Consider the following 24751-nt stretch of genomic DNA (forward strand, 5'->3'; position numbering starts at 1 on the left):
CATGGCAGACGCTTCCCTCCCAGCAACCAGCCAGGATGACATCGCCTCCGTCGTCGCGACGCTGGCGCAGCGTCAGAGCGGCCGGGCGCCGAGCAAGCCGCTGAGCGGACCGAAGCGCGCCGCGATCCTGATGCTGGCACTCGGCGAGCAGTACGGCGGCAAGATCTGGAGTCTGCTCGACGACGAGGAGGTGCGCGAACTGTCCTCGGTGATGTCGACGCTTGGCACCATCGAGCCGGAAACGGTCGAGGATCTGCTGCTCGAATTCGTGTCGCGGATGTCGGCGTCCGGCGCGCTGATGGGCACCTACGACGCCACCGAGCGGCTGCTGCAGAAATATCTGCCGGCCGACCGCGTCACCGGCATCATGGAAGAGATCCGCGGCCCGGCCGGCCGCAACATGTGGGAGAAGTTGTCCAACGTCTCCGAAGAGGTGCTCGCCAACTATCTGAAGAACGAGTACCCGCAGACCACCGCGGTGGTGCTGTCGAAGCTGAAGCCGGAGCATGCCGCCAAGGTGCTGGCGATCCTGCCCGAGGACATGGCGCTCGACGTCATCAACCGGATGCTCCGGATGGAGTCGGTGCAGAAGGAAGTGATCGAAAGCGTCGAGAAGACACTGCGCTCCGAATTCATGTCGAACCTGTCGCAGACCCGCCGCCGCGACGCCCACGAGGTGATGGCGGAGATTTTCAATAATTTCGACCGCCAGACCGAGACCCGGTTCATCACCTCGCTGGAAGAGGACAATCGCGAATCCGCCGAGCGCATCAAGGCGCTGATGTTCACGTTCGACGATCTGGTCAAGCTCGACGCCGGCTCGGCGCAGACGCTGATGCGCAACATCGACAAGGACAAGCTGGCGATCGCGCTGAAGAGCGCCAACGAGGAGGTCCGCGGGTTCTTCCTCGGCAATATGTCGTCGCGCGCCGGCAAGATGCTGCTCGACGACATGGCCGCGCTCGGTCCGGTGCGGCTACGCGACGTCGACGAGGCGCAGGCGCTGCTCGTCAACCTCGCCAAGGACCTCGCCGCCAAGGGCGAGATCGTGCTGACCAAGAACCGTGCCGACGACGAATTGGTGTACTGATGGCCGCTCCCGCACAGAAATTCCTGTTCAACGACGATTTCGGGGCGCCGGAAAAGACCCGCGAGAAGACGATCGCCGCAGCAGAGCTGGCGCAGGCCGTCGCCGCTGCCGAGCAGCGCGGCTATCACAACGGATTCGCGGCTGGTCAGAACGAGGCCATGGTCGAGGCGCAGCGGCGCAGCGCGATGGCGCTGGAGCAGGTCGCGCAGGCGATGCATGTGATCGCCAGCGGCATCGGCGGCGTCGAAACCCGGATGGAGACCGAGGCGGTCGAAGTGGCGGTCGCAGCGGCGCGAAAACTGTGCGGCGAACTGGTCGCCGCCGAGCCGCTCGCCGAGATCACTGCGCTGGTCGGCGATTGCTTCCGTCATTTGGTGGCGACGCCGCATCTGGTGGTGCGGATCAACGACTCGCTCTATGAGGCCGCGCGCGAACGCATTGAGCTGCTCGCCAAGCAGAGCGGGTTTGCGGGGCGTCTGGTGCTGCTGGCCGATCCGGAGATCGCCGGCGGCGACTGCAAGATCGAATGGGCCGATGGCGGCGTGGTGCTGGAGCGCGCCGCGGTCGAAGCCAAGATCGACGAATTGGTGGGCCGCTACATGGCATCGCGCAACAGCGGCCGATGATCGGGAGGAAAGTGAGACATGGGCGACAATGACGGCCAGGTGCCGCTTCCCGACCTCAACGGCGCCGATGCGCCGCCGCTGGCGGACGTCGGCTATCAGGAGGACGAGCAGATTTCGCGCGTCGCCGCCGATCTCGAGGCGGTGTTCGACGTCCCGGTGCAAGTCTCGGCTGTGCTCGGCCGCTCGAAAATGGACGTCGGCGAGCTGCTCAAGCTCGGGCCCGGCGCGGTGCTGGAGCTCGATCGCCGCGTCGGCGAGGCGATCGACATCTATGTGAACAACCGCCTGGTGGCGCGCGGCGAGGTCGTGCTGGTCGAAGACAAGCTCGGCGTCACCATGACGGAAATCATCAAGGCAGACACCTAAACGAGCAGCGCGCGGATTCGCGCAGCAGGATATCCAGGAGCAATCCATGCGGCTTCTCATCGTCGGCACCCTCAAGGGCCAGCTCACCACCGCGACCAAGATCGCGATCGACAACGGCGCGTCGGTCACTCATGCGGCCGACAACGAACAGGCGATGCGGGTGCTGCGCGGCGGCAAAGGCGCCGACTTGCTTCTGGTCGACGTCGCGCTCGATATCCGCGATCTGGTGATGCGGCTGGAGGCCGAGCACATCGCGGTGCCGATCGTCGCCTGCGGCATCGCTTCCGACGCCCGCGCCGCAGTCGCCGCGATCCACGCCGGTGCCAAGGAGTATATCCCGCTGCCGCCGGATCCGGAGCTGATCGCTGCGGTGCTGGCTGCGGTGGCCAACGATTCCCGCGAACTGGTGTATCGCGACGACGCGATGGCCAGGGTGGTGAAGCTGGCGCAGCAAATCGCCGCTTCCGACGCCTCGGTGATGATCACCGGCGAGTCCGGCACCGGCAAGGAGGTGCTGGCGCGCTACGTTCACAGCCGCTCGGGTCGCGCCAAAAAGCCGTTCATCAGCATCAATTGCGCAGCCATCCCTGAGCATCTCCTGGAATCCGAACTGTTCGGCCACGAGAAGGGCGCCTTCACCGGCGCTGTGGCGCGCCGCATCGGCAAGTTCGAGGAAGCCAGCGGCGGCACGCTGTTGCTCGACGAAATCTCCGAAATGGACGTGCGGCTGCAGTCGAAGCTGCTGCGCGCGATTCAGGAGCGGGTGATCGACCGCGTCGGCGGCAAGAACCCGGTGCCGGTCGATATCCGTATCCTCGCCACCTCGAATCGTAATTTGTCCGAAGCGGTGCGCGAAGGCACTTTCCGCGAGGACCTGCTGTTCCGGCTCAACGTCGTCAATCTGAAGATCCCGCCGCTTCGCGAGCGGCCGGCCGACATTCTCGAACTGGCGCAGCACTTCGCCAAGAAATACGCCGACGCCAACGGCGTGCCGTTGCGGCCGTTGTCGGCCGAGGCCCGCCGGGTGCTCACCACCAATCGCTGGCCGGGTAACGTCCGCGAATTGGAAAACACCATCCACCGCGCGGTGCTGATGGCGCAGGGCGACGAGATCGGACCCGAAGCGATCATTACGCCTGACGGCGACCGGCTCGATCAGACCAAGACGCCGCCGGCGGTGGCGCACGCCACCTTCGCGGCCGAGCAGGTCACCCGCGCGCTGGTCGGCCGCACGGTGGCAGACGTCGAACGCGACCTGATCCTGGAGACTTTGAAGCACTGCCTCGGCAACCGCACCCATGCGGCCAACATCCTCGGCATCTCGATCCGGACGCTGCGCAACAAGCTCAACGAATACGCCGATGGCGGCCTGCCGATTCCGCCCGCGGGCGGCGGCGAGCCTCGTGCGTTCGTGGCGATGAGCTGACGTCGCCGATCGCATTTTCCCGACCCTGAAGAGAGCCCTCCGGCCCCCTCTGGAAGGTCTCTCCTCCGCCCCTCCTCCTGAAAGGAGGTGGGGCGGAGAGGGCATTGGCTGCAAAGAATAGCTTCATCCGCAGTTATTCCGGGGCGCGCCGCAGGCGCGAACCCGGAATCCCGCGGTTGTATCACTTACTGCCACAACATCTACTGCCACAACATCGAGATTCCGGGTTCGCTCACGTGCGTGAGCGCCCCGGAATGACGACAATCCATTCCTGTACCAAGTATCAAGATCGAAAGAGGCGTCGCCCGCAGCGAAGCACGACGTCTCCCCATCCGCGGTCTGCTCCCTCGCCCCGCTTTCCGCGGGGAGAGGTTTGGGCCCGCATGGCTGCTGCCGGGGGCGCTACCTCACGAATATTTCGGCGCGTCGGGATTGCGGAAGATCCGGATCGGCTCCCCCGGGGTCAGCTTCGGCGCGGTCAGCATCGCATAGGCGTACAATGCCAGATAGGCGCATGCGAGCGCGCCCACGCCATAGAACAGCCAAGTCGCCACACGTCGCATCTCGCTAATCCTCCGCCTCGTGGAAGATGGCGATCTGGCCGCCGGAGTCAAACCGCGTCAGCCGTGAAAGTCCAGCCGTCGCAGAATGATTCCGGGAGGCCGGCCTTCCAGCTCGGCGTTGGCGAATTTGCGCTCGGCGCAGCTCTCGATGCTGGCGCGCAGCCGCATGAACTGCTGCTCGCGCTGGGCCGGCGGCGTCCGTTTCGCTCCGTCGAGAAAATCCATGGCGTCTGAGCTGATCGCGCAGGGCACTTCGGTATGATCATTGATCATCGAAAACAGCACCACTGACCGGTCCTCATCGTAGCCGCGAAAGGTGCCGCTGGTGAAGCTCATGGTGGATCATCCTTCGTGTTGCGGGCGGCCCCGCGCGCGTCAGGGCCGGCTGGTGCGGCTGTCGGCCTGCCGCGCATCTCGCAACGCGTCGGGGGCGATCGCGATCATTTCCACCGCGGCCTGACGCGGCGGCGCGCAGGGCACCGTGATCATCGTCGCGACACGGCGGAACACCGGGACGACAGGCCTTCGATCAGTTCTTCGTCGGTGACGACGGCATAAGCTCCCGCCGGCAGCTCGCGGTCGATGCCGCAGAGTTGAAACGGATGAGAGAAGACGATCGCTTCGCGGCGTGTTCGTGTGTGGTCATGGACGCCTCCTTCGGGCCGCTGCGTCCTGTCGCCGGCAGCGTAGTTTGCGCTCCCGGGTGGTCGCCGACCATGCTGCGCCTTTTCGCCTGCGATAGCCATTGAATTCGCCGCGGCAGGCGTCGGCCGGGCCGCAGCGGCTTGTTTTTCCGCGCTCGATCGCCATCTAGGGCAGGCAGCCGGCGATCAGTTCCGATCAGGCCCACGGCGCGATAGCGGAGAAGCCGACCTCATGAAGCTCCGCGTCGGCTACGAGATGATCTACGACTTCCCGCAACCGACGCCGATGATTGTGGTGCTCGGCACGCATTTCAGCCGAGCCTCCGACATCATCGTTCCGGATTTCCTCACCACCGATCCGGCGGTGCAGATCACGCCGTATCGCGACATGTTCGGCAATTGGTGCAGCCGCCTCGTGGCGCCGGCGGGCCGGATGCGGCTCGCCGCGGACGGCATCGTGCGCGACAGCGGCGTGCCCGATCCGGTGGTGCCATCGGCGATCCAGCATGCGATTGAGGAACTACCGGCCGACACCATCGTGTACCTGCTCGGCAGCCGCTATTGCGAAACCGATCTTCTCTCCGACACCGCGTGGAAGATGTTCGAGACTACGACGCCAGGCTGGCCGCGGGTGCAGGCGATCTGCGACTTCGTCCACGATCACATCGTATTCGACTACCAGCACGCCCGCGCCACCCGCACCGCGCACGAGGCGTTCCAGGAAGGCCGCGGCGTCTGCCGCGACTATGCGCATCTGGCGATCGCGCTGTGCCGCTGCATGAACATTCCGGCGCGCTATTGCACCGGCTATCTTGGCGACGTCGGCACCCCGAAGCCGTGGGCGGCCGGCGATTTTGCCGGATGGTTCGAAGCCTTCATCGGCGGCCGCTGGTACACGTTCGATCCGCGCAACAACGTGCCGCGGCTCGGCCGGGTGCTGATCGCGCAGGGCCGCGATGCCGCCGACGTGCCGATCACCCAGACCTTCGGCCCCAACACCCTGGTCAGCTTCAAGGTGTGGACCGACGAGATCGACGAGACGGCCGCCGCCGGCTTGCACTGAGCGCGCGACGCGCTAGCTTGCCGGCAACGAATCGCTGCGGCCGTTGCCCGCCGCGTGGTCCGCCCGCGAGATCCCATGACCACCTTCACCCCAGTCCAGGACGAGGCCCTGAAAGCCGTCGGCGAATGGCTGAAAGCCAAGCCCGGCCGGGGTGGCACGCCGCTGGTGTTCCGGCTGTTCGGCTATGCCGGCACCGGCAAGACCACGCTGGCGCGCGAGATCGCCGAGGGGGTGTCGGGCGAGGTGAAGTTCGCCGCCTTCACCGGCAAGGCGGCGCTGGTGATGCGCAACAAGGGCTGCGACGACGCCTCCACCATCCATTCCTTGATCTACCGCACCAAGGAGAGCGGCGTTGAACAGCCGAGCTTCGAATTGTGGGACGATGCGCCGGCCTCCAAGGCCAAGCTGATCGTGATCGACGAATGCTCGATGGTCGACGAGGAACTCGGCCGCGACCTGATGTCGTTCGACTGCCCGCTCCTGGTGCTTGGCGATCCGGCGCAGCTTCCGCCGATCCAGGGCGGCGGCTTTTTCACCAATGCCGAGCCCGACGTGATGCTCACCGAGGTGCATCGCCAGGCGCAGGACGATCCGATCGTGCGGCTGTCGATGGACGTGCGCGAGGGCCGGGGGCTCGAACGCGGCCGCTATGGTGACACCGAAGTGGTGAGCCGCGACCAGCTCGATCCTCAGCGGGTGATGGAGGCCGATCAGGTGTTGGTCGGCCGCAACAACACCCGTCGCGCCTACAATGCGCGCTTCCGCCAGCGGCTCAATATCGAAGATCCGTTTCCGGTCGGCGGCGACAAGCTGGTGTGCCTGCGCAACAACCGCAAGAAGGCGCTGTTCAACGGCGGGCTGTGGCGGGTGAAGTCGCGCTCGCCGATCAAGACCAAGATCATCACCCTACGGGTGACGCCCGACGAGGAATTCGGCGGCCGGCTCACCAAGGTCTCGGTCCGCAACGAGTGCTTTGCCGGCGGCATCGAGGACATCTCGTGGGACCAGCGCAAGCCCTATGACGAGTTCGACTACGGCTACGTGCTCACCGTGCACAAGAGCCAGGGCTCGCAGTGGGACGACGTCGTGCTTTTCGACGAGAGCTTCGCGTTCCAGGACAGCCGCGCCCGCTGGCTCTACACCGGCATCACCAGGGCGGCGAAACGCCTGAGCGTGGTGGTGTAGGCGGCGATCTCCGCGGTCTTTCTGCCGGTCATTCCGGGGCGCGAGCGATCAGCTCGCGAACCAGGAATCTGACACGCAGAACTCGTCGGGATTCCGGGGTCGCTCGTGGTACGAGCGCCCCGGAATGACCGGGTGCTTGACAGCAAGAAACTACTCCGCCTTCCGCGCCACGAAGGTCATCCGCCACGGATTGTGGCCGATGTTGCGCTCGGCACGGCGGGCGGTGAAGCCGGCGGCGGCGAGCTTGGCGAGCATCTCGGACTCGCTGTAGCGCTGCAGGCCGATCTTGGTGCGCAGCTCGCGATAGTCGGACAGCGCGGTTCGCGCCAGTCCCCACAGCGCGTCAGTCAGGAAGCCGTGGCGGCGCGCCATCATCAGCAGCGCCAGCACGTCGCGCGGCATCCCGACCTCGGGGCGGAGAATATCGCCGAGTACCAGGCCGCCGGGCGGCGACAGCAGCCGCCTGATCACCGCGAAGGACTGGTCGAGCTCGGCCGGCGTCATATATTGCGCCACCGAATTCATCACCACGAGATCGACCGAGCCTTCCGGCATGGTGCGCAGATCATCCAGCGAGCGCACCCGGATCTTGGTATTGAGGGCGTAGCGGGCGATCAGCCGGCCGCGCACCCCGGGCGCGGGTTCGGCCAGGATCAGCTTGCCGCAGGCTTCCGCAACACTGGGCGCCGACAGGGCCTCGCCACAGGAATAATCCAGCACCACCGCACCGGGGGAGGGGATGTAGCCGGTAATGTCCCGGGCGATCTCGGCAAAATGCACGTCGCGATGGCGGTTGCTGACATAGATCGTGTGGGTGGAGTCGTAATAGTCGATCCAGTCGTCCATCCCTTGACCTCGAAACCCGCCGAAACCAGGCCGAACGCGGCCATTCTGAGGCCGATCGGTCGAGCGCCGCCTGTTCCGCATGACTGTTCCCCAGATGGAACGCTAGCGGACGGAGCGCGTTGACGAGGGGTCTAACGTGTTTCGCGGGAAACACAATGCACAGCCGAAACATCCAAGACGTGTTTTCCAGGATCGACTTGGATCGTCCGCGCCCGGCCGTCCCGCCGACCGCTGCGTTCGCCCTGGACGTCAACCGCATCACCGCAGGATTCTCATCGTGACCAAAGCCAAATCCGCCTCCGTCGCCCCCGAACTCGACACCCCCACGGATCTGCCGCCGCAGGCGGTGGAGAAGATCTCGACCGCGCTGAACGGCCTGCTGGCCGACTCGTTCGCGCTGTATCTGAAGACCAAGAATTTCCACTGGCACATCAGCGGACGTCACTTCCGCGACTATCATCTGCTGCTCGACGAGCAGTCGGCGCAAATCCTGGCCACCACCGACGATCTCGCCGAGCGCGTTCGCAAGGTCGGCGGCACCACGCTGCGCTCGATCGGCCATATCTCCAAGCTGCAGACGATCCAGGACAACAACGACGACTACGTGCCGCCGCGCGAGATGCTGCGCGAGCTGATGAACGACAACAAGAAGGTCGCCGCCGCGATGCGCAAGGCGCATGAGATCGTCGACGAGTGCAAGGACGCCGCAAGCGCCGGCCTGCTCGAGAACTTCATCGACGAAACCGAAAAGCGCACCTGGTTCCTGTTCGAAGCCTCGCGCCAGGAAGGCGCCAACGAAGGCTGAAACGCGCGCAGGCGGGGCGACGACACAGACGACCTCTCCTCCCGCGCGCGGGGAGAGGTCGAACGCGCCACGGCGAGCCTTCCGAGCCTACTTGCCCCACATCCGCAGCAGCGGGCCATCCTGGCCGTACACCGGATCGGTGGTCGGCCGCGGCACCTTGGGGATCGTGAGCAGCGCCTTCCGGTAATTTTCCGGCGTCGGCCGCGTGACCTGCATGGTCGGTCCCGGCGGATAGGCGCCGATCACCGTGAAATCGTGGCTCGCGAACAGGCATTTGTGTCCGGTGCCGGCGGGCAGCACCGCGATATCGCCGGCGATCAGCTCGACCGCCTCGCCCTGTTCACCTCCGAACAACACCAAAGCGCGTCCGCGCGCGACGCCGAGCGCCTCGTGCACCGTGGCGTGATAGTGGTGATAATCGAAAATGCCGTTGCGCCAGCGGTCGCCCCAGACGTTCGCCGCGAATAATCCTTCGATGGTTCGCGCGGGATCGCCGCGCGCCACGTCGGCCGCCTGCTTGTAGATCAGCAGCGGCATCGGATTGTTCGGGATCAGCCCATCGTCGTCGAAACGGTAAGCCGTCGGCTTGATCTGGTCGCGCGTCAGCGCCATCGGGTCTCCGGCAATCTCTGGAACTTGCCGGAGAACAACGCTCAGCCTGCGGAAGCCGTTCCCGGGTTCGGCAGGTCGAACACCAGGCAGGTGGTGGTGGCGTGCGCCAGCATCCGGCCGTTGGCATCGACGATCCGCGCTTCCGCGGTGGCGGTGCGGCGGCCGACATTGAAGGTGCGTCCCTCGGTGCGCACCACGCCGCTGTCGGCGCTCATGCCGCGGACGAAGCTGATCTTGAATTCGAGCGTAGTGTAACCCTGTCCCGGTTTCAGCATGGTCTGCACCGCCAAGCCCATCGCCGAATCCAGCAGCGTCGCGGCGTAGCCGCCATGCACCGAGCCGATCGGGTTGTAGTGCCGCAGGGCGGGCGCCGAATGCATCACGATCTCGCCCGGCTCGGCGCTGCAATCGAACGGTTCGATGGTCTGCATGATCGGCGGCTGCGGCAGCGCGCCGTCGAAGATGCCGCGGACGAAATCGAGCCCCGACATCGACGCCATCACCTCGAGCGGCACGACGCCGTACCCGGCCGGCTGATCGCTCCGTGCATCCATCGGCGTGGCTCCTTCTGATGGGATGATGGAAATCATACCAAAGCAGCCGTCGGAGCGCCAGTGGGCGGCTTCGTGCCGTCATTCCGGGGGGGGGGGCGCGAGCGCGAACCCGGAATCCCGAGGTTGTTGGGCGAGGCGGAGATTCCGGGTTCGCTCGCTTGCGCGAGCGCCCCGGAATGACCGAGGAGGGACGACGTTACGCCGCGCTCTTCTTCGCCCGCATCAGGTCGGAGAACCGGCGGAACAGATAGTGCGAGTCGCGCGGTCCCGGCGAGGCTTCGGGGTGATACTGCACCGAGAACACCGGCCTGTCCGACAGTGCGATGCCGCAATTGCTGTCGTCGAACAGCGAGACGTGGGTCTGCTGCACGTTGCCCGGCAGCGTGGTCTTGTCGACCGCGAAGCCGTGGTTCATCGAGGTGATCTCGACCTTGCCGGTGGTGAGATCCTTGACCGGATGGTTGGCGCCGTGGTGGCCCTGATGCATCTTCACGGTCTTGCCGCCGAGGGCGAGGCCGAGCATCTGGTGGCCGAGGCAGATGCCGAAGGTCGGCACGCCCGAATTGATCACCTGCTGGATCACCGGCACCGCGTATTTGCCGGTCGCGGCTGGATCGCCCGGGCCGTTCGACAGGAATACGCCGTCAGGCTTCATCGCCAGGATGTCTTCGGCCGAGGTGGTGGCGGGTACCACGGTGACCTTACAGCCCTCGCCGGCGAGCAGCCGCAGGATGTTGCGCTTGATGCCATAGTCGATCGCGACGACGTTGAACTCCGGCTCGTTCTGCCGGCCAAAGCCTTCGCCCCACGCCCACGGCGTCTCGTCCCAGGTGAAGCGCTGACCCGAGGTGACCATCGGCACCAGGTCCATGCCTTCCAGCCCCGGCCACTCGCGGGCTTCTTCCTTCAGCGCGTGCAGGTCGAACGTGCCGTTCGGCGAATGCGCGATCACCGCGTTCGGCATGCCCTTTTCGCGGATCAGCGCGGTCAGGGCGCGGGTGTCGATGCCCGACAGGCCGATGATGCCGCGCGCCTTCAGCCAGGCGTCGAGATTGCGCGACGAGCGGTAGTTCGACGGATCGGTGATGGCGCCGCGCAGGATCACGCCGCGTGCGCCCGGCGTCGCCGCCATGTTCACCGTCTCGATATCCTCGTCGTTGGTGCCGACGTTGCCGATATGCGGGAAGGTGAAGGTGATGAGCTGCCCGGCGTAGGACGGATCGGTGAGGATCTCCTCGTAGCCGGTCATCGCGGTGTTGAAGCAGACCTCGCCCACGGCGGAGCCGACGGCGCCGAGGCCGAAGCCTTCGAACACCGTGCCGTCGGCGAGCACGAGCAGCGCGGTCGGTTTGTGGTCCGGCCAGGCGGGATTGGATGCTGAATTGGTCATGAGCGCACTACATAGTCGCGGGCGTTGCCGACGTCAAAGCGCGGACCCCCTCGAATTGTTCGCTTTTGGACGAGATTTGACAGGGAATTTGGCTGTCCTAGGCTCCGCGGCGGGCGCAGGGGCAGAATCGTGCGTGGGGAGAGGTTGCATGGACACATCATTGCCGGTGGTGCTGGTGCCGGGTTTGGCGGGCTCGCCGCGGATCTACGCCCCGATCCTCCCCGCGTTATGGGCGTGCGGGGCGCCGGTCACGGTCGCCAACCACATCCGCGACGACAGCATGGCGGCGATCGCCCGGCGGATTCTCGCCGAGGCCCCGGCCCGTTTCGCGCTCGCCGGGCATTCGATGGGCGGCTACATCGCGTTCGAGATCATGCGTCAGGCGCCCGACCGGGTCGCGAAGCTGGCGCTGATCAACACCCAGGCCCGCCCCGACAGTCCGGAAGCCACCGAGCGCCGCACCCGCCAGATCGGCGAGGCCGAGGCCGGCCGGCTGCATGCGGTGCTGGAGGAGCTGTATCCCGGCTTCGTCCATCCGTCGCGCCGGGACGACTCCGCGCTGCAGCGGATCGTGCAAGACATGGGCGACGACGTCGACGCCGCCGGTTTCGTCCGCCAGCAGCGCGCCATCATCGCCCGCGCCGACTCCCGTCCGACCCTGGGCACGATCCGCTGTCCGACGCTGGTGATCTCCGGCGATACCGACACCACCATTCCGAACAGCCTGTCGCAGGAGATGGCCGACGGCATCAACGGAGCGAAACTGGTGATCATCCCCGATTGCGGGCACCTGCCGCAGATCGAACAGCCCACCGCCACCGCCGCCGCGCTGGCGGGCTGGCTGCGGAACTAGAGTTGTTTCAGGCGGCCGAACCGCCTACATCAGCGGCAGATTTGCCATTTTTCGTCATCGCGAGCCGAAGGCGAAGCAATCCAAGCTCGTTTCGAGGGCTCTGGATTGCGTCGTCGCTTCGCTCCTCGCAATGACGCATCGACTACGAAGGAGCCCGACATGCTGCGCGACGACATCAACACCGCCGTCAAAGAGGCGATGAAGGCCAAGGACGAGCGCAAGCTGTCGACGCTGCGGATGGTGAATTCGACCATCAAGAACGCCGACATCGAAGCGCGCGGCCAGGGCAAGCCGCCGCTGTCGGACGGCGATCTGCTCGGTCTGCTGCAGAAGATGATCAAGCAGCGCCAGGAATCGGTCGCCCTATACGACCAGGGTGGCCGCGCCGAACTCGCCGAGCAGGAGCGCGCCGAGATCGCCGTGATCCAGGCCTACCTGCCGCAGCAGATGTCCGAGGACGAGATGAAGGCCGCGATCGCCGCCACCATCACCGAGACCGGCGCCGCCGGCATCAAGGACATGGGCAAGGTGATCGGTGCCCTGAAGGCGAAGTATGCCGGCCAGATGGACTTCGGCAAAGCCAGCGGCATGGTGAAGGCGGCGCTGACGGGTTAGGCGCGCGCTGACAATCGGGCGATCCTTTTGTCCGTCATTCCGGGGCGCCGCGGAGCGGCGGACCCGGAATCTGGGTGTGGTCCTGCGTGACAGCCGCCACGCACCCCGTCGCGCCTTGCTTCGCGAAAACTGCGAGCTTCCCGGGTCGCGGGCTGTCGCTTGCGCCCCGGAATGACTGATCAAACTCAATGCCCCATCGCCGGCTTGTCGCTGCGCTTGACGGTGCGGAGGGAGAGCGCCGGCGGGATATCATGGCCGCGGCGATCGGGCCGAGCGCGACGAAGACGTCGAGATAGGCCAACAAGCGATCTCGGCGTAGCACTTCCACGGCCGTTCACGACGGTGTGAAGCGGGCGGCTGCCAGCCGCCGAACAACGGCGATGTGTTGGTGAGGTTGCGGAAACGCGTCCAAACGACCCGCTGAACGGCCAGTTTTGCGCCTATTGCAGCGCGAATTAGTTGTGCGCTGCGGCGGGAACTAATCGATATGCATGACTATTGGCGATCGACTGCTACCAAGTTGATTGACGGTCGGTGCGCTTCGCGCCTTAATACGTATAACTAACAATGAACGATGCCCCACGAACCAGGGAGGAGCGACCATGTCGATCTCCGGTAAGGTTGATCCCGTGGTGCGGCCGATTGCGATCGGCGACATCGCGGAAGCGTTGGGTCAGGGTCTGCGCGATTTCCAAGCCGCGCCTCTGTACGGGCTCGCGTTCGGTGCGTTCTATGCGGCGGGCGGATTGTTGATCCTCGCCTGTCTCACCGCCTTCCACATGGTGTATCTGGCCTATCCGCTCGCCGCCGGATTCGCGTTGATCGGGCCGTTCGTCGCGCTCGGCTTGTACGAGGTCAGCCGGCAGCGCGAGGCCGGGAAACGGCCGTCTTTGTTGCAGATCGCCGGCCTGATGCGCAGCCGCAGCGAGCTCGGCTGGATGGCGTTCGTCACGCTGTTCCTGTTCGTGATCTGGATGTACCAGGTTCGGCTGCTGATCGCGCTGTTCCTCGGCGTCGGCGCTTCGTTCGGCAGTCTGCAGGAGTTCATCTCGGCCGTGCTCACCACCAACGAGGGGCTGGTGTTCCTGGCCGTCGGTAATTGCGTCGGCGCCTGTCTGGCGTTGGTGCTGTTTTCGTTGACGGTGGTGTCGTTCCCGTTGCTTCTCGATCGCGACGTCGATTTCGTCACCGCGATGGTCACCAGCGTCCGTGCAGTTGTGACGAGCCCGCTACCGATGATCGGCTGGGCCGCCACCATCGTGGTGCTGCTGGCGATTTCTGCACTGCCTTACTTCCTCGGCCTGATCGTCACCTTGCCGGTGCTCGGCCATGCCACATGGCACCTGTATCGCAAGATCGTCGCTCCGGTCGCGGCCGAACTGCCTGCGAGCGAGTCCGAGGCGAGCACCAACGTCGTGGCGATGCCGAAGCGAGCTGCCGCGGGCGGCTGACGCAGGTCTGCAACGTCGATCACCGGAGGCGCTCGCAGGCGCGCCGCCGGACAGATGCCGGCGCGGCCGGCGCACGCATCGCATTCCGCATCCGATGTTTCCGCTGTCCTGAGATGAATTGCGCGGGGTCGCCGCGACAGGACCGGCCTGATATCGTGGCGGCGGAATCGTTGCGTGAATGGGAATGCCATGTCTCTCGAAATGTACCTGACCTTCGTCACCGCCTGCATCGTGCTGGCTCTGCTGCCCGGACCTGTGGTGACGCTGGTGATCGCCAATGGACTGCGTCACGGCACGCGCGCTGCATTGCTCAACATCGCCGGCGCACAGCTCGGGCTCGGTCTGGTGATCGCGCTGGTCGCCGCGGGTCTGACCACGCTGATGGCGACGATGGGCTATTGGTTCGATTGGGTACGGTTTCTCGGCGCCGCCTATCTGGTCTGGCTCGGCATCGGCCTGATCCGGAAGCCGGTCGAAGGTCTGTCGACCGATCAGCCGCCGCCTCCGCCGCGCGGCGGTTTCTTCCTGCAGGGCTTCTTCGTGCTGCTGGCGAACCCGAAGGTGCTGGTGTTCTTCGGCGCGTTCATTCCGCAATTCGTCGACATGCAGCGCGAGACGGTGCCGCAGGTGGCGCTGCTCGGCGTCACCTTCATGGTGATCGCGGCGATGACCGATGCGATCTACGCGCTGCTCGCCGGCCGCGCCCGCACGATGTTCTCGGCGCAGCGCACGCGGCTGCTGTCGCGGATTTCCGGCGGCTTCATGATCGGCGGCGGCGTCTGGCTCGCGCTCAGCCGGGCGAAGTGAGGCGCGGACTTTCCCTCGTTCCGGGGACGTTCGGCCGACGAAGCGGTCCAACGACCGAGTGCTCAGCTCGTCGGGATTGCTTCGCCCTCGGTTCGCAATGACGCAGCGAGGTTTGCGGTCGTGTTGCTATCGCAGCGCCTGCTGTTGCCGTATCGTATCGCCGATCGTGCTCAGCACGCGTGTAAGCCGCTCTGCCCATTCGACCTGGCCGGCCTCGTCGGTGATCTGATCCTGGCGGATTTCGATGCCCGAGGTGATCAAGCCGCGTGCGGTGCCGTGCACCGGGATAGTGTAGTCGGTGCCGTCGGCGACCGCGTAGGGCTGGTTGTCGCCGACCACCAGCTCCGGCTCGCGCCGCAGCTCGGCGAGCAGCAGGGGCGGCAACACGGTGCAGTCCTGATACAGCGTGCCGATGTGCCAGGGCCGCGCCATGCCGTGATACACGGGTGTGAAAGAATGCAGCGCCAGCAGCACGGTCGGCTGGCCGGACAATTGCCGGTCCTCGATCGCCGCCTCGATCCGCTGGTGATACGGATCGAAGATCAGCCGCCGCCGCTCCGCCGCCTGCTCCCGGGTGAGTCCGTCATTGCCGGGAATCGTGGTCGCTTCGCTGACCAGGGGAATGGAGCTCTCCGCGCTCGGGGGGCGGTTGCAGTCGATCACCAGCCGCGAATAGCGCTGCGCAATCAGATGCGCGCCGAGCGCATCGGACACCCGCTCGGCGACGCCGGCGATGCCGACGTCCCAGGCGATGTGCCGCGTCAGTTCGGCTTCCGGCAGTCCCAGGTCGCCCAGCTGCGCCGGAATCCGGCGGCCGTAGTGGTCGCACACCAGCAGGAACGGCGACTGTCCGTTCGGATTGCGCTCGATCACCGGAGGCGCTCCGGAATCGAGGCTGAGGAAAATATCGCGCACGCCGTCCATCACCGAGACCTGCCTATCGACCGTTGTCGTCCGTGCCCCACCGAATCGGTAGCGGATTCGCCGGCGCTGCGTCGAGACGATTGAACTTCGCCGGCACGAACCGTGCATGACAGCCTGCCGATCTTTGCGCTAGCTTCGACCCGGTTTGCTGAAGTTGCGGTGAATGATGTCCGATCGTCTGTTCGTTTATGGCACGCTGATGCGCGGCTACGACCATCCGATGGCAAGGCTGTTGTCGTCGAATGCTGATTTTCTCGGGGCTGCCTCGATCCCGGGCCGGCTGTATCTGGTGCGGCACTATCCGGGTCTGGTGCCGTCGGAGGATCCTGCGGATCTGGTCCACGGCGAACTGTTCCGGCTGCATCGGCCGGACGAGGTGCTGGCGCAGCTCGACGATTACGAAGGCTGCGGGCCGCGCGACAAGCGCGCGGAATACCGGCGCGAGATTGCCCGCGTGACACTGGAAGGCGGCACCGAACTCGACGCGTTCGTGTATTATTTCAATTGGGACGTGGCGCGGCTGCCGCGCATCGGAACGGGGCGCTACCAGCCGGAGGCGTTTTCCGGCTGATCGCGTAGCGCGGCTTTGGTCCTAGCCGGTCAGATGCAGTTCGATCCGCGCATTGGCGGCGAGCGGCAGCAGCGTCAGCCAGTCCGGATCGCCCGGCTCGGTGAGGCAGAAGCTGGGGAAGTCGTAGGCTTCAACGGACGCGGTGGCGATGTCGAGGACATGGCCGCAGTCGTCGCATTTCCAGGAATGGATCTCGTACACACCGTCGACGGCTTCCACGCCGAGCGACGTCATCTGCGCATTGCAATGGGCACAATTAGCCATGGTCTGGCTCCTTATCGTTCGAACGCGGCATTCCTGAAAGGTCGGGAACGACGCGGGTGAGCCCTCTAAGCCTTGGCTGATCGTTCTCCCCCGACTCCCCTGCGTGATGCAGGGTGCGGCAGTTCAATCCCGCTTGCGCGGTGCAGCAATGAGCTGGATCAAACCCGCTCCGCTTGCGAATTGTCGCGGGTTTACAAGGGTATTGCTCATGCCGCAATGCGAAATATTGCGAGGTGATGACACGCGTGTGCAACCGCGTTGGTACACGCAAATACAACTACCGGTTCAGCAGGACGTCGTCTTGCACGCGGCCTTCCGCCTGAACGGACCTTTTTTAACGGCCCGGACCGGTGGATAGCTTGGACAAGTCAGGCCCCTCTATCCCACGCTGAGCTGCAGCCTATATCGATGGTCGGTTGGCGCCGTAGCTGCGCGCCGTTCCTGAAGCCCTTCAACCTCGCGAGCCCATGCGCTTCTCGCCGCAGTTCCTCGACGATCTGAAAGCCCGGCTGTCGGTGTCGGAGGTGGTCGGCCGTCGCGTCAAGCTGAAGAAGGCCGGGCGGGAGTGGAAGGGGCTGTCGCCGTTCCAGCAGGAGAAGACGCCGTCATTCTTCGTCAATGACGAGAAACAGGCGTGGTTCGACTTCTCCTCGGGCAAGAATGGCTCGATCTTCGATTTCGTGATGCTGACCGAGGGCGTCGACTTCCCCGAAGCGGTCGAGCGGCTGGCGGCGATGGCCGGCGTTGCGCTGCCGGTGCAGACGCAGGAATCCGCGCGCCAGGAGCTGCGCCGCAAATCGCTGTACGACGTGATGGAGCTGGCGGCTAATTACTTCGCCGACAATCTCGCCTCGCGCGCCGGCGCCCGCGCCCGCGGCTATCTGGCCGACCGCGCGATTCTGCCGGGCACACAGGTCAAGTTCCGGCTCGGATATGCGTCGAACGAGCGCTTTGCGCTGAAGGAGCATCTCGGCAAGCACGGCGTGCCGGTGGCCGACATGATCGAAGCGGGACTGTTGTCGGCGGGCCCTGATATTCCGGTGCCGTTCGACAGGTTCCGCGACCGGGTGATGTTTCCGATTCTGGATCTGCGCGGCCGGGTGATCGCGTTCGGCGGCCGCGCGCTGGAGAAGGATGTCGCAGCGAAGTATCTGAACTCGCCCGAGACGCCGCTGTTTCACAAGGGCGACAACCTCTACAACCACGCGCCCGCGCGCAAAGCCGCGCATGAAGGCGGTTCGGTGATCGTGGTCGAAGGCTATGTCGACGTCATCGCGCTGGTCACGGTTGGTTTCCCCGCAACCGTCGCGCCGCTCGGCACCGCGCTGACCGAGGCGCAGCTTCAGCACCTCTGGAAAATGGCCGACGAGCCGATCCTGTGCTTCGACGGCGACCGCGCCGGCCAGAAGGCGGCGTATCGCGCCGCCGATCTGGCGCTGCCGCATCTGAAGCCCGGCAAGAGCCTGCGCTTTGCGCTGCTCCCCGAAGGACAGGATCCCGACGATCTCGCCCGCGCCGGCGGCCGGCTCGCGGTCGACGAAGTGATCAGCGCGGCACGGCCGCTCGCCGACATGCTGTGGGCGCGCGAGGCCGAAGGCGGGATGTTCGCCACCCCGGAGCGGCGCGCCGCGCTGGAGGCGCGGATCAACGAGCTGTCGAACGGCATCCGCGACGAGATCGTGCGCCGGCACTATCGCCAGGATCTCACCGACCGTCTGCGCGCGGCGTTCGCGCCCGCGGGCGGCTATGGCGGATTCGGTGGCGGCTTCCGCGGTGGCGGCGGCGGTGATTCGGGGCGGCGGTTCGCCCCGCGCGGCGGTTTTCCACAGGGGGGCGGCCGATTTGCCCCGCGCGGGCGTCCGGGACAACCGGCGCCAACGCTCGGCCGGGGCCCCTACCAGATTGCCAGCCCGGACCTGATTTCGAGCCCGATCATGCGCGGCCAGCGCTCGGCGATGTCGCGCCGCGAGGCCTTGATCCTGATCTCGCTGCTCAATCATCCCTGGTTGCTCGACGACCATCTGGAGGAAATCGCCGCGCTGGAATTCGCCCATCCGGAGGCGCACCGGCTGCGGGCGGCGATCATCGCCGCCTTCGCCCAGCATCACCACCGCGGCGACGATCCGGCCGGTCAGGCCGAAAAGCTCCGCGCAGATTTGGTTAAGGCAGGCTTATCCGAGCAATTGCAAAGGGTTGAGCGGGCGATCACGACCTCGGCGGTGTGGGCGGTCGGTCCTGCGGCGGCGCGCGAGGACGTCCTTTCGACGTGGCAGCAACTCGTTGCCTTGCATCGACAATCCCACTCCTTACTTAGGGAATTGAAGGATGCCGAGCTGGCCTTGGGTGACGACGGCAGCGAGGCGAACATGCAGTGGCTGAACGACGTCAAGGCGCGCCTGGCGCAGGTCGAGGGCACCGAGGCGCTGATCGAGGGATTCGGCGAATCCTCCGGCCGGTTCCAGCGCAGCGTGTGAGACGGTCGCGCGAGGCCCGGGACGGTGGAACGAGTCGAAAAGACTCGCCAATCCCGGGAATTGGCTGCAAAAACAGGGTTAGTAAGGGCTTAACGCCATTCCGGTAGAAGGCCTTCGGGCGACCAATTTGGGTGACCAGCGACGGGATCGTGTAGGGGTGGCGCAGGTGGGCGCCGCCCTTTGTGCGTCTCTCCCGATCAGGCAAGTTTTCATGGCGGCGCGGTGACGCCTCGTCCGTGAGCGCGTTCAGGAGCAGTGGATGGCCAGCAAGGCAAAGACGGTTCAGGTGCAGGACAAGGACAAGGACGACAAGGTGGACGCGCCGGAGAAGGACTCCGTCGACGCTCCCTCGCCGCTCCTCGACCTGTCGGACGCGGCCGTCAAGAAGATGATCAAGCAGGCCAAGAAGCGCGGCTTCGTCACCTTCGATCAGCTCAACGAAGTGCTGCCCTCCGACACCACGTCGCCGGAGCAGATCGAAGACATCATGTCGATGCTGTCCGACATGGGCATCAATGTGTCCGAGGCGGAAGACACCGAGGCCGAAGAGGAAGAGGCCAAGGAAGAGGCCGACGAGGAGCTCGACAACGATCTGGTCGAAGTCACCGCCAAGGCCGTCACCGAGACCAAGAAGTCCGAGCCCGGCGAGCGCACCGACGATCCCGTCCGCATGTATCTGCGCGAGATGGGCACTGTCGAACTGCTGTCGCGCGAGGGCGAAATCGCGATCGCCAAGCGGATCGAAGCCGGCCGCGAGGCGATGATCGCCGGTCTGTGCGAAAGCCCGCTGACCTTCCAGGCGATCATCATCTGGCGCGACGAACTCAACGAAGGAAAGATCTTCCTTCGCGACATCATCGATCTTGAAGCAACTTACGCCGGCCCGGAAGGCAAGAACAACATCGGCGATTCCGGTGAGGAAGCCGCGGCTGAAGGCGAGGGCGGTGCGCCCGCGCACGTCGCGCCGCCGGCGGCTCCGCCGTCCGCGACCCCGTTCCGTCCGGCGCAGCAGCGCGGCGCCGCGCCGGCTGAAGGCGAGGGCGAAGGCGCGCCCGAGGGCGACGGCGACGACGACGAGTTCGAGAACCAGATGTCGCTCGCCGCGATCGAGGCCGAGCTCAAGCCGAAGGTGGTCGAGACCTTCGACAAGATCGCCGACAACTATAAGAAGCTGCGCAAGCTGCAGGAGCAGGACATTGCCAACCAGCTGCAGAACGAGCAGCTGTCGCCGTCGCAGGAGCGCAAGTACAAGAAGCTGAAGGACGAGATCATCGTCGAGGTGAAGTCGCTGCGCCTCAATCAGGCCCGTATCGACAGCCTGGTCGAGCAGCTCTACGACATCAACAAGAAGCTGGTGTCGTTCGAGAGCCGCCTGATGCGGCTCGCCGACAGCCACGGCGTCGCCCGCGACGACTTCCTGCGCAACTATCAGGGCTCGGAGCTCGATCCGCGCTGGCTCAACCGGGTGTCGAAGCTCTCGGCCAAAGGCTGGAAGAACTTCGTCCACCACGAGAAGGACCGGATCAAGGACCTGCGCCAGGAAGTGCAGTCGATGGCGGCGCTCACCGGTCTCGAGATCGGCGAATTCCGCAAGATCGTCCACTCGGTGCAGAAGGGCGAGCGCGAAGCCCGTCAGGCCAAGAAGGAAATGGTCGAGGCCAACCTCCGCCTCGTGATCTCGATCGCCAAGAAGTACACCAACCGCGGCCTGCAGTTCCTCGATCTCATTCAGGAAGGCAACATCGGCCTGATGAAGGCGGTCGACAAGTTCGAGTATCGCCGCGGCTACAAGTTCTCGACCTACGCCACCTGGTGGATCCGGCAGGCGATCACCCGCAGTATCGCCGACCAGGCCCGCACCATCCGCATCCCGGTGCACATGATCGAGACGATCAACAAGATCGTCCGCACCTCGCGGCAGATGCTCAACGAGATCGGCCGCGAGCCGACTCCCGAGGAGCTGGCCGAAAAGCTCGGCATGCCGCTGGAGAAGGTCCGCAAGGTCCTGAAGATCGCCAAGGAGCCGCTGTCGCTCGAAACCCCGGTGGGTGACGAAGAGGACAGCCATCTCGGCGACTTCATCGAGGACAAGAACGCGGTGCTGCCGATCGATGCCGCGATCCAGTCGAACCTGCGCGAGACCACCACGCGCGTGCTCGCCTCGCTGACCCCGCGCGAAGAACGCGTGCTGCGCATGCGCTTCGGCATCGGCATGAACACCGACCACACGCTGGAAGAAGTCGGCCAGCAGTTCTCGGTGACCCGCGAACGCATCCGCCAGATCGAAGCCAAAGCGCTGCGGAAGTTGAAGCACCCGTCGCGCAGCCGGAAGCTGCGGTCGTTCCTCGATAACTAAGACAAATGGCCGTCATGGCCGGGCTCGTCCCGGCCATCCACGTCTTTGGAGTTGCGACGTTTGAGAACGTGGATGCCCGGCACGAGGCCGGGCATCACCATCGACACGAGGCGACGATGTCGAAACCGGTCATCTTCACCGTGTCCGCCGTTTGGGACGCCGACGCAGGCGTCTGGAGCGGACATTGCGACGACATCCCGGCAGCGGCCGATGCGCCGACGCTCGACGCGTTGCTGGCCAAGATCGAAGCCATGACGCTGGACCTGTTGCCGGACAATCATCCCGGCGTCGATCCGGCGTCGGTGTTTTTGCAGATCACCGCTTTGCGTGAAGCGATCCCGGCGGCCTGATGGCGCCGCAGTTTGACCGCGAATTGAGAGACCTGCTGCGGGCAGCCGGCTGCACGCTGGTTCGCCAGGGCAAGGGAAGCCACGAGATCTGGCACAGCCCGCTCACGGATCGCAACTTCGCCGTTCCGGTCGGCATTCCGAGCCGTCACACCGCGAACGCCATCCTGCGTCAGGCCGGGTTGCCGAAAGCCTTTTGAACGGCGAGAGCAGATGCGTAAGCGCCGTAGGGGGGAGGCGCAGCCGTAACCCACCATCTGCACAAGTAGCGTAGGGTGCCTTCGGCTTATGTGTCCTACGGGGCTGCTATTCCGCCGCGCCCGCGTAGCGCGCAATCTTGATATCGCCGGCGCGCTTGCGCGCCTCGGCGATATCAAAGCTGTTCTGCATGCGCATCAGAGTGTCCATCGACACGCCGAACGCCTTTTCGATGCGGAGCGCCATCTCGGACGACAGCGAGGCGCGCTCGTTCAGAACCGCGGACAGCGCCGGCCGGGTGACGCCCAAGACCTTCGCGGCTTCGGTGACGGACAGCCGGAGCGGTTCGATGATCTCGTGCTTCACGAAGCTGCCGGGGTGTGCCGGGCTTTTCATGCGCAGGTCGGTCTTTGTTCGCGTCGTCGGTCTCATCAAAGCGTCCTAATGGTAGTCCTCGTAGTCGAGATCGATGATCTCGATCCCATCCTTGTCGATCTGGAAGGTTAGCCGCCAGTTCTTGGTGACGAACAGACTCCATGTCCCCTTGCGATCCCCGGTCAGCCTGTGCGCCTTCCAGCTCGGGACTGTTCGGAGTTCGTCCTCCCGCTCCATGGCCTGCAGAAAAGAAATCATACGGAAGCTTGTCCGCGATGGCCGCTTGAATCCAGCCGGCGTGATCCGGCGGCGATCGATGATCGACACGATCGGCACTCAGCGTGAACCATTAGTGAAGCATTCAGATCTGAATTGTATGTGGTTTATCAGGCGCAGCCGCGTTCGGCGGTCGCTCGGAACGGCGGCTTGTTTCGGCGGAGATGACACCAAGCCCGATGCGCTTTCTCTGGAATCAGATTGCCACCAGCCTCAAGACGCGGTTTCTGGTCGTCACCGTCTGCGTGTTCGGGCTGGTCGCCGTGCCGGCCTATGTGGCGTTCGAATTCCTGACCCGGAAGACCGTGGTGGCGCTCGGCACGTTGTTCGCCGAGAAGCAGGTGCTGTTCGACCGCTACCGCGGCCTCGAGGCGCTGATCCGGGAGGTCTCGCTGGCCGAGACGGTCGCCCGGTCGCCGGCGGTGCGCGACTGGGCCCGCGACGAGGCCGATCCCGACAAGGCCAAGCGCGGGCTGGCCGAGCTCGAGCACTACCGGCTGTCGTTTCACGACAAGAGCTATTTCTTCGTCGTCGACCAGTCCGGCAATTATTACTTCAACGATGCCCAGAACAGCCACGACGGCAGCCAGCTGCGCTATCAGGTGAGGCGCGATAATCCGCGCGACGGCTGGTATTTCAAGACGATCGCGGCCGGTCAGGGCTGCCAGCTCAATGTCGATCGCGACGACAACCTCGCCGTCACCAAGGTCTGGATCAACTGCGTCATCAGCGAGCAGGGCCGGATTCTCGGCGTGATCGGCACCGGCGTCGACCTCAGCGAATTCATCCGCGAGGTGGTGGCGCTGCCGCAGACCGGCGTCACCAGCATGTTCGTCGATCGTGCCGGCGCCATCCAGGCGCATCGCGATCCGGGGATGGTCGATTTCCACAGCCTCACCAAGGACACCAAGACCAAGAAGACGATCTTCCAGCAGGTCGACAGTCCCGCCGACGCCGCTGAACTCGCCGCGATGATGCAGCGCGTCTCCGCCGGTCCCGCGGCGGTGGAATCGCGCTTCATGAACATCGGGGGGCGCGAGGTCCTGGTCGGCGTCGGCTATCTCGACCAACTCGGCTGGTTCAACGTGACGCTGATGGACATCGACGCCATCATCGATCGCCGCTTGTTCACCCCGATCGCGCTGTTGCTGATCGTGATGATGACGGCGGCGGTCGCGCTCGTCACCATCCTGTTCCGTCGGGTGGTGCTCGATCGGCTCGCCACCGTCGAGGCCGCCGCGCGGCGGGTCGAAGACGGCGACTTCGACAATATCGTCGTCGACCAGGGCAGGGACGAGATCGGCCGACTGTCGCGCACCTTGTCGGGCATGGCGCTCGCCGTGCGCGACCACACCCGTGTGCTCGAGGATCTGGTCGATGAGCGAACCGAGAAGCTGCGGCGTCTCGCCAATGTCGATCTCTTGACCGGGATCCCCAACCGGCGCGGGTTCACCCAGGTGTTCGAGCAATGGCTGGCGCAGTCGCCGTTGGCGCCGCGGTCGGGCGGGCTGCTGCTGATCGATCTCGACAACTTCAAGGACGTCAATGACGTGTTCGGCCATCTGGCCGGCGATCGCCTGCTGTGCGAAACCGCGCGGCGGCTGACGCCGCTGCTTACCGAGCGGGACACCTGCGCGCGCTGGGGCGGCGACGAGTTCGTGGTGCTGGTCGAGGATCGCGATGCGGACGGCCTGCGAGAGCTGTGCGCCCGCATGGTCGACGCGATGAACGCCGCGCCGATCCGCTCCGACGATGGGCAGGACATCACGCTGACGGTCTCGATCGGCGCCTGCCGGGTGGGCTCGGGCAGCTCGATCGACGCCGCTTTTGCGGAGGCCGATGCGGCGCTCTACGCCGCCAAGCGCGCCGGCCGCGATCGGTTCGTGCTGTTCGACGCTGGCGCCGGGTCAGCGCTCGGCGAAGTGGTGACGGCGCAGGCCTGAGACGGCGTGCGCCTCAGAGCCCGACCGGAAAAGCGCGCAGTGAAATCAAGCACTTTCGTCCAAGCCGTCATGCCCGGCCTCGTGCCGGGCATCCACGCCTTGCAGCGAACGCAGCAAGAAAGGCGTG

General features: G+C 65.4%; 27 protein-coding genes and 1 pseudogene. 17 read left to right on the forward strand and 11 right to left on the reverse strand.

The window, feature by feature from the left end:
• The first annotated feature begins 1 nt into the window (after position 1).
• Genes fliG through flbD form a run of 4 tightly spaced genes read left to right on the forward strand, consistent with a single transcriptional unit; the run spans position 2 to position 3508 of the window.
• Positions 2-1090, forward strand: a complete 1089-nt coding sequence (gene fliG / locus FLL57_RS02605; protein ID WP_013503842.1) for a flagellar motor switch protein FliG — start codon at positions 2-4, stop codon at positions 1088-1090.
• Positions 1090-1716, forward strand: coding sequence for a FliH/SctL family protein (locus tag FLL57_RS02610; RefSeq protein WP_013503841.1), 627 nt, complete (start codon positions 1090-1092; stop codon positions 1714-1716). Before fliG ends, FLL57_RS02610 begins: the two co-directional genes overlap by 1 nt.
• Positions 1717-1734: 18 nt before the next feature.
• On the forward strand, positions 1735-2082 hold the full coding sequence (fliN, locus tag FLL57_RS02615) for a flagellar motor switch protein FliN (protein ID WP_011156831.1): 348 nt from the start codon (positions 1735-1737) through the stop codon (positions 2080-2082).
• Between the two features lie 46 nt (positions 2083-2128).
• Positions 2129-3508, forward strand: coding sequence for a sigma-54-dependent transcriptional regulator FlbD (gene flbD / locus FLL57_RS02620; protein ID WP_013503840.1), 1380 nt, complete (start codon positions 2129-2131; stop codon positions 3506-3508).
• Between the two features lie 407 nt (positions 3509-3915).
• On the opposite strand, the gene FLL57_RS23245 is transcribed toward flbD, so the two are convergent.
• The 3 genes and pseudogenes from FLL57_RS23245 to FLL57_RS23485 form a co-directional block, all read right to left on the reverse strand.
• Entirely contained in the window at positions 3916-4071 is a 156-nt protein-coding gene (locus FLL57_RS23245; protein ID WP_013503839.1) for a hypothetical protein, read from the reverse strand.
• A gap of 57 nt (positions 4072-4128) precedes the next feature.
• Positions 4129-4407 (reverse strand): DUF1488 domain-containing protein, encoded by a 279-nt coding sequence (locus FLL57_RS02625; protein WP_013503838.1) that lies wholly within the window; start codon positions 4405-4407, stop codon positions 4129-4131.
• Between the two features lie 39 nt (positions 4408-4446).
• Positions 4447-4688 (reverse strand): annotated as a pseudogene (locus tag FLL57_RS23485) (hypothetical protein).
• Between the two features lie 259 nt (positions 4689-4947).
• Here FLL57_RS23485 and FLL57_RS02635 point away from each other — a divergent pair.
• A complete protein-coding gene (locus tag FLL57_RS02635) occupies positions 4948-5778 on the forward strand; it encodes a transglutaminase-like domain-containing protein (RefSeq protein WP_013503837.1) in 831 nt (276 codons plus the stop codon).
• A 75-nt stretch (positions 5779-5853) separates the two neighbouring features.
• Complete coding sequence (locus FLL57_RS02640) at positions 5854-6963, forward strand: ATP-dependent DNA helicase (protein WP_013503836.1); 1110 nt, start codon at positions 5854-5856, stop codon at positions 6961-6963.
• A 150-nt stretch (positions 6964-7113) separates the two neighbouring features.
• Here FLL57_RS02640 and FLL57_RS02645 read toward each other — a convergent pair whose 3' ends face one another.
• Positions 7114-7809, reverse strand: coding sequence for a class I SAM-dependent methyltransferase (locus tag FLL57_RS02645; protein ID WP_047307026.1), 696 nt, complete (start codon positions 7807-7809; stop codon positions 7114-7116).
• 277 nt (positions 7810-8086) lie between these two features.
• On the opposite strand from FLL57_RS02645, the gene FLL57_RS02650 reads away from it, so the two are divergent.
• Positions 8087-8614 (forward strand): Dps family protein, encoded by a 528-nt coding sequence (locus FLL57_RS02650; RefSeq protein WP_013503834.1) that lies wholly within the window; start codon positions 8087-8089, stop codon positions 8612-8614.
• Between the two features lie 87 nt (positions 8615-8701).
• On the opposite strand, the gene FLL57_RS02655 is transcribed toward FLL57_RS02650, so the two are convergent.
• The 3 genes from FLL57_RS02655 to carA form a co-directional block, all read right to left on the reverse strand.
• Positions 8702-9226: a hypothetical protein gene (locus FLL57_RS02655; protein ID WP_013503833.1), complete on the reverse strand. Its 525-nt coding sequence runs from the start codon at positions 9224-9226 to the stop codon at positions 8702-8704.
• 41 nt (positions 9227-9267) lie between these two features.
• A complete protein-coding gene (locus FLL57_RS02660; protein ID WP_013503832.1) occupies positions 9268-9780 on the reverse strand; it encodes a PaaI family thioesterase in 513 nt (170 codons plus the stop codon).
• A gap of 196 nt (positions 9781-9976) precedes the next feature.
• On the reverse strand, positions 9977-11170 hold the full coding sequence (carA, locus tag FLL57_RS02665) for a glutamine-hydrolyzing carbamoyl-phosphate synthase small subunit (RefSeq protein ID WP_142882060.1): 1194 nt from the start codon (positions 11168-11170) through the stop codon (positions 9977-9979).
• 148 nt (positions 11171-11318) lie between these two features.
• Between carA and FLL57_RS02670 the strand changes: the two genes are divergently transcribed.
• The 4 genes from FLL57_RS02670 to FLL57_RS02685 all read left to right on the forward strand — a co-directional run bounded on the left by FLL57_RS02670 (position 11319) and on the right by FLL57_RS02685 (position 14896).
• Complete coding sequence (locus FLL57_RS02670) at positions 11319-12023, forward strand: alpha/beta fold hydrolase (protein WP_047307030.1); 705 nt, start codon at positions 11319-11321, stop codon at positions 12021-12023.
• Between the two features lie 159 nt (positions 12024-12182).
• Positions 12183-12638, forward strand: coding sequence for a GatB/YqeY domain-containing protein (locus FLL57_RS02675; RefSeq protein ID WP_142882061.1), 456 nt, complete (start codon positions 12183-12185; stop codon positions 12636-12638).
• 602 nt (positions 12639-13240) lie between these two features.
• Positions 13241-14089, forward strand: a complete 849-nt coding sequence (locus FLL57_RS02680; protein WP_047307032.1) for a DUF2189 domain-containing protein — start codon at positions 13241-13243, stop codon at positions 14087-14089.
• Between the two features lie 189 nt (positions 14090-14278).
• The gene (locus tag FLL57_RS02685; RefSeq protein WP_013503827.1) at positions 14279-14896 is read left to right on the forward strand and encodes a LysE family translocator; all 618 of its coding nucleotides are present in this window, start codon (positions 14279-14281) and stop codon (positions 14894-14896) included.
• A gap of 126 nt (positions 14897-15022) precedes the next feature.
• On the opposite strand, the gene FLL57_RS02690 is transcribed toward FLL57_RS02685, so the two are convergent.
• The gene (locus FLL57_RS02690) at positions 15023-15820 is read right to left on the reverse strand and encodes an N-formylglutamate amidohydrolase (protein WP_013503826.1); all 798 of its coding nucleotides are present in this window, start codon (positions 15818-15820) and stop codon (positions 15023-15025) included.
• A gap of 163 nt (positions 15821-15983) precedes the next feature.
• Here FLL57_RS02690 and FLL57_RS02695 point away from each other — a divergent pair, with 163 nt between their 5' ends.
• Positions 15984-16391 (forward strand): gamma-glutamylcyclotransferase family protein, encoded by a 408-nt coding sequence (locus FLL57_RS02695; protein WP_047307034.1) that lies wholly within the window; start codon positions 15984-15986, stop codon positions 16389-16391.
• Between the two features lie 21 nt (positions 16392-16412).
• Here the strand turns inward: FLL57_RS02695 and FLL57_RS02700 are convergent, their stop codons facing one another.
• Entirely contained in the window at positions 16413-16655 is a 243-nt protein-coding gene (locus FLL57_RS02700) for a hypothetical protein (protein ID WP_013503824.1), read from the reverse strand.
• Positions 16656-17122: 467 nt separating this feature from the next.
• Between FLL57_RS02700 and dnaG the strand changes: the two genes are divergently transcribed.
• The 4 genes from dnaG to FLL57_RS02720 all read left to right on the forward strand — a co-directional run bounded on the left by dnaG (position 17123) and on the right by FLL57_RS02720 (position 22032).
• Positions 17123-19129 carry a DNA primase gene (gene dnaG / locus FLL57_RS02705; protein ID WP_047307035.1) on the forward strand — a complete coding sequence of 669 codons (2007 nt, stop codon included), beginning with the start codon at positions 17123-17125 and terminating at the stop codon, positions 19127-19129.
• A 259-nt stretch (positions 19130-19388) separates the two neighbouring features.
• Positions 19389-21485 (forward strand): RNA polymerase sigma factor RpoD, encoded by a 2097-nt coding sequence (gene rpoD / locus FLL57_RS02710; protein WP_013503822.1) that lies wholly within the window; start codon positions 19389-19391, stop codon positions 21483-21485.
• Positions 21486-21490: 5 nt separating this feature from the next.
• Positions 21491-21835 (forward strand): DUF1902 domain-containing protein, encoded by a 345-nt coding sequence (locus FLL57_RS02715; protein ID WP_234713211.1) that lies wholly within the window; start codon positions 21491-21493, stop codon positions 21833-21835.
• Positions 21835-22032: a type II toxin-antitoxin system HicA family toxin gene (locus tag FLL57_RS02720; RefSeq protein WP_047307038.1), complete on the forward strand. Its 198-nt coding sequence runs from the start codon at positions 21835-21837 to the stop codon at positions 22030-22032. Before FLL57_RS02715 ends, FLL57_RS02720 begins: the two co-directional genes overlap by 1 nt.
• Before the next feature lie 106 nt (positions 22033-22138).
• Here FLL57_RS02720 and FLL57_RS02725 read toward each other — a convergent pair whose 3' ends face one another.
• Positions 22139-22462: a HigA family addiction module antitoxin gene (locus tag FLL57_RS02725; RefSeq protein WP_047307039.1), complete on the reverse strand. Its 324-nt coding sequence runs from the start codon at positions 22460-22462 to the stop codon at positions 22139-22141.
• Positions 22463-22471: 9 nt separating this feature from the next.
• The gene (locus FLL57_RS02730) at positions 22472-22663 is read right to left on the reverse strand and encodes a type II toxin-antitoxin system RelE/ParE family toxin (RefSeq protein WP_080964116.1); all 192 of its coding nucleotides are present in this window, start codon (positions 22661-22663) and stop codon (positions 22472-22474) included.
• Positions 22664-22860: 197 nt separating this feature from the next.
• Between FLL57_RS02730 and FLL57_RS02735 the strand changes: the two genes are divergently transcribed.
• The gene (locus tag FLL57_RS02735; protein WP_142882062.1) at positions 22861-24624 is read left to right on the forward strand and encodes a sensor domain-containing diguanylate cyclase; all 1764 of its coding nucleotides are present in this window, start codon (positions 22861-22863) and stop codon (positions 24622-24624) included.
• Positions 24625-24751 lie beyond the last annotated feature (127 nt).

Source organism: Rhodopseudomonas palustris, assembly GCF_007005445.1.
Taxonomy (GTDB): domain Bacteria; phylum Pseudomonadota; class Alphaproteobacteria; order Rhizobiales; family Xanthobacteraceae; genus Rhodopseudomonas; species Rhodopseudomonas palustris_G.